Here is a 3946-nt window from a genome sequence, read left to right as displayed (position 1 = left end):
TGGGGGGTTAGGGGGGCAAGAGTTCCCCCCAAAATTGGGGGGTTAGGGGGGCAAGAGTTCCCCCCAAAATTGGGGGGCTAGGGGGGCAAGAGTTCCCCCCAAAATTGGGGGGTTAGGGGGGCGCAACTATAAACCCAAATCCGTCACCGCGCCCCGGCTGCTGGTGGACACCAACTTGGCGTATTTCGCCAACACGCCCTTGGTGTAGCGGGGTTGGGGCGGTTGCCACTGCTGCCGCCGCGCCGCCAACTCCTCGTCGGAAATGTTAATTTGCAATAACCGCTGGTGGGCGTCGATGGTGATGCTGTCCCCTTCTTTGACCAGGGCGATCGCACCCCCGACCGCAGCTTCCGGGGCTACATGACCCACCACCATGCCGTAGGTTCCCCCGGAAAAGCGCCCGTCCGTAATCAGACCGACAGAATCGCCCAAACCCGCGCCGATAATCGCCGAAGTCGGCGCCAGCATCTCCCGCATTCCCGGACCACCAACCGGGCCTTCGTAGCGCACCACGACCACATCTCCGGCCTGGATTTTACCCGCCAGAATCGCGTCGAGACAATCTTCCTCGGACTCGAACACCCGCGCAGGGCCGGTGATTTTGGGGTTCTTCACCCCGGTAATTTTCGCCACCGAACCCTCAGTCGCCAAATTTCCTTTGAGAATCGCCAGGTGCCCTTGGGCGTACATGGGCTGATCCCAGGGGCGGATGACTTCCTGGTTGGGGTCCGGTTCGCTGGGGATGTCCGCCAACTGTTCGGCGACGGTTTTTCCGGTAATCGTCAGGGCGTCGCCGTGGATGAGTCCGTGTTCCAACAGCATTTTCATCACCCGGGGCACGCCGCCCGCCTCGTGAAATTGGGTGGTGACGAAGCGCCCGCTGGGTTTGAGGTCACAGAGCACCGGAACCCGGCCGCGGATGGTTTCGATATCGTCCAGGGTCAATTCGACCCCGGCGGCGTTGGCGATCGCGAGTAAATGTAACACGGCATTGGTCGATCCGCCCACGGCCATAATCACAGCAATGGCATTTTCAAACGCCTTGCGGGTCAAAATTTGCCGGGGGAGAATCCGCTGACGGATCGCTTCGGCCAGAACCGCCGCCGATTGTTCCGTACTCTCGGCCTTTTCCGCGTCCTCGGCGGCCATCGTGGAGGAGTACATCAGACTCATCCCCATCGCCTCGAAGGCCGAGGACATGGTGTTGGCGGTGTACATCCCGCCGCAAGACCCCGCCCCCGGGCAGGCGTGGCGCTCGACGGCCAGCAGTTCCTCGTCGGCAATTTTTCCGGCGCTGTGCTGTCCCACCGCTTCAAAGGCGCTGACGATGGTGAGATCCCGTCCGTCGTAGTGGCCCGGTTTGATCGTGCCGCCGTAGATGAAAATTGCCGGGATATTCATGCGGGCGATCGCAATCATCGCCCCCGGCATATTTTTATCACACCCGCCGATCGCCAGCACGCCGTCCATACTCTGGGCGTTGCAGGCGGTTTCGATCGAATCCGCGATCACTTCTCGGGACACCAGGGAATATTTCATCCCCTCCGTCCCCATCGAGATCCCGTCGCTGACGGTGATCGTCCCGAACATCTGCGGCATGGTCCCCGACTGCTTCAGGGCCGCTTCCGCCCGCAGCGCCAAATCGTTCAACCCCATGTTGCAGGGGGTGATGGTGCTGTAGCCGTTGGCGATGCCCACAATGGGTTTGTTGAAATCCCCATCTCCGAACCCCACCGCCCTCAACATGGCGCGGTTCGGGGTGCGTTGGTTGCCCTGGGTGATGGCTTTGCTTCTAAAATTATCCGACATTCCTGATTCCCCTATCGATCGGCGTGCGATCGCACTCGTGGTATGGTGTTGTGTTGCATGGGGTCGAACCCCCCGCCACCCTCGTTTTTCTAGTGTCTGACGGCTGGCTTGTCTTTCGATCCTACAATCTGATGCCGTCTTTATTCCCCCGCGATCCCCAATTTCTTAAGGTTTGCAAATCATCATTTTCCGGAAATCCTCGGTTGACGGTGATGATTGTCCCGAACTCCCCAGCCGGATTTCACGTCATCGGGAAATGAGGGGGGGTGACAATCCCGAATCGCGATCGGGGATGATAGAGAAAGAAGTAACTACAGCAGAGCAATCATTCGTGAGGACAATCAAGATGGAGGTTGAGGAGCTACTCGAGCAATACGCGGCAGGAGAGAGACTGTTTCGATCGGTCAACCTGACGGGCGCCGACCTGAGCGGACTCGATCTCCAGGAGGTCAACTTTATCAGAGCCAACCTGCAAAATACAACCTTCATCAATACTAATTTGACCGGGGTCAACTTCCGCGAGGCGAAACTGATGGGGGTGGATCTCAGCGATGCCAACTTGGCCGAAGCCAACTTGATCGGTGCCAATTTGACGGACGCCAACTTTACCCGCGCCCAACTGACGGGGGCGAGTCTGCGGGGTTCGTCTTCTCGAAGTGTCACTTTGAACCAAGCCAACCTCAGCGACGCCAATTTGGCGGAAGCGAATTTCACCTCGGCCAATTTTATCGGCGCGAATCTCTCCAACAGCACCCTGATTCGGACGAATTTGCTCAAAGCCAATTTGAGCGGCGCCAACCTGGAGAACGCCAATCTCACCAACGTGATTATGCGGGAGTCCACCCTGGAGGGGGCCAACCTCACTCACGCCATCCTCAGCGGCGCGATGCTTTCGGGCGCCAACTTGCACGAGGCGGATTTGAGCCGGGTGACGATGGTGGGGGCGGATTTGAGCGATGCCAATTTGAGCGAAGCCAATCTGCGGGGGGCCAACGTCAGTTGGACGATCCTGCGGGGCGCCAACCTCAGCCGCGCTCGACTCTACCGCACAAAGCTCAATTGGTCGAATCTCAGCGGCGTTAATTTGATCGAGGCCGTCCTGTTGGATACGGTACTCTATCACACCAATTTGCGGGATGCAGACCTGCGGGGGGCGATTTTGCCGGATTAATTAAGGTGTCGGGTGTCGGAATTGTAGGGGCGCAAGGCTTGCGCCCTGATTTAAGCTTCTTTCAGATAGAAACCCGGTTTCTCCGCGTAATCGAATAACAGGACGATCGCGAATTATCCGAACTTGATATGAAGTTTGCAATGAAATTCGCGATCGAGCGTCGGGTTTGCCACTCAAACCCTCACCGACGGAGAACCCGATGAGATTGAAGCCGATTCCGCCGTGGAATTGGAAGATCCTCCGGAGTCCGATGATGCGATGGCTGTTGCCTCCCGACAACTGAAGGACTTTTTTGAGGGGGAAGTGCTACCCCTCACCGACGAAGAACCCGATGAGATTGAGGCTGATTCCGCCGTGAAATTTGAAGATCCTCCGGAGTCCGATTTTGAGGAAGATATCAAAGAAGAGAATATTCCGTTTTAAGTTAAGGAAACAATGGTGAATTCTGAGACTTCCGGCTTTGAATTGGAGATCCCACTTTCCGGCCTGATTTTGGGGCTGATAGTTTTGTCAGCCGCGGGCCTCCTCGGCGCCGTGGGTTTGGGGTGGCTGAGTTGGGGACGACTGCTTTTATTGACTCTCGCCGTTCTACTACTCCTTCCCATTGTCGTCATTCTGGCACTCTACGGCCTGCTTTCGTGGGTCGATCGCAACCGGGTTCAAGATCGCTGTCCCGTCTGTCGGTACGAGTTCGGCGGCTACAGAAATTCCACCCCCCACTGTCCGAACTGCAAGGAACCCCTCCGATTCGATAGGGATGGCAAACTGCATAAAATTTCCCCCACCCACACCCACCCGTCTTGGTCCGTCGATATCCGCTGCGCCGAACATCCGGGGCGTCCGGGATCGTTCCGCTGGCGGCTGAAACTTCAGAAAAAATAATAGCAATAGTAGTGGACTATTTCTACTAAAACTGTGCATTAAAAAATAAATGGTGGGTTACGGCGCGGATGAACAGTTGTGGGT

General features: G+C 57.1%; 4 protein-coding genes. 3 read left to right on the top strand and 1 reads right to left on the bottom strand.

Annotation, left to right across the window (positions count from 1 at the left end; translation table 11 throughout):
- Positions 1-126: 126 nt before the first annotated feature.
- Positions 127-1809 (bottom strand): dihydroxy-acid dehydratase, encoded by a 1683-nt coding sequence (gene ilvD, locus AC0QHF_RS03370; protein WP_324702775.1) that lies wholly within the window; start codon positions 1807-1809, stop codon positions 127-129.
- Between the two features lie 346 nt (positions 1810-2155).
- On the opposite strand from ilvD, the gene AC0QHF_RS03365 reads away from it, so the two are divergent.
- The 3 genes from AC0QHF_RS03365 to AC0QHF_RS03355 all read left to right on the top strand — a co-directional run bounded on the left by AC0QHF_RS03365 (position 2156) and on the right by AC0QHF_RS03355 (position 3862).
- Positions 2156-2980 (top strand): pentapeptide repeat-containing protein, encoded by an 825-nt coding sequence (locus tag AC0QHF_RS03365; RefSeq protein ID WP_324702774.1) that lies wholly within the window; start codon positions 2156-2158, stop codon positions 2978-2980.
- Between the two features lie 222 nt (positions 2981-3202).
- A complete protein-coding gene (locus AC0QHF_RS03360) occupies positions 3203-3403 on the top strand; it encodes a hypothetical protein (RefSeq protein WP_324702773.1) in 201 nt (66 codons plus the stop codon).
- A gap of 12 nt (positions 3404-3415) precedes the next feature.
- Positions 3416-3862 (top strand): hypothetical protein, encoded by a 447-nt coding sequence (locus AC0QHF_RS03355; RefSeq protein WP_324702772.1) that lies wholly within the window; start codon positions 3416-3418, stop codon positions 3860-3862.
- Positions 3863-3946: the final 84 nt, after the last annotated feature.

The sequence above is a fragment of the Lyngbya sp. CCY1209 genome (assembly GCF_055795065.1).
Note: the sequence above shows the minus strand (reverse complement) of the source record. Positions and strands in the feature narration are given on the sequence as shown.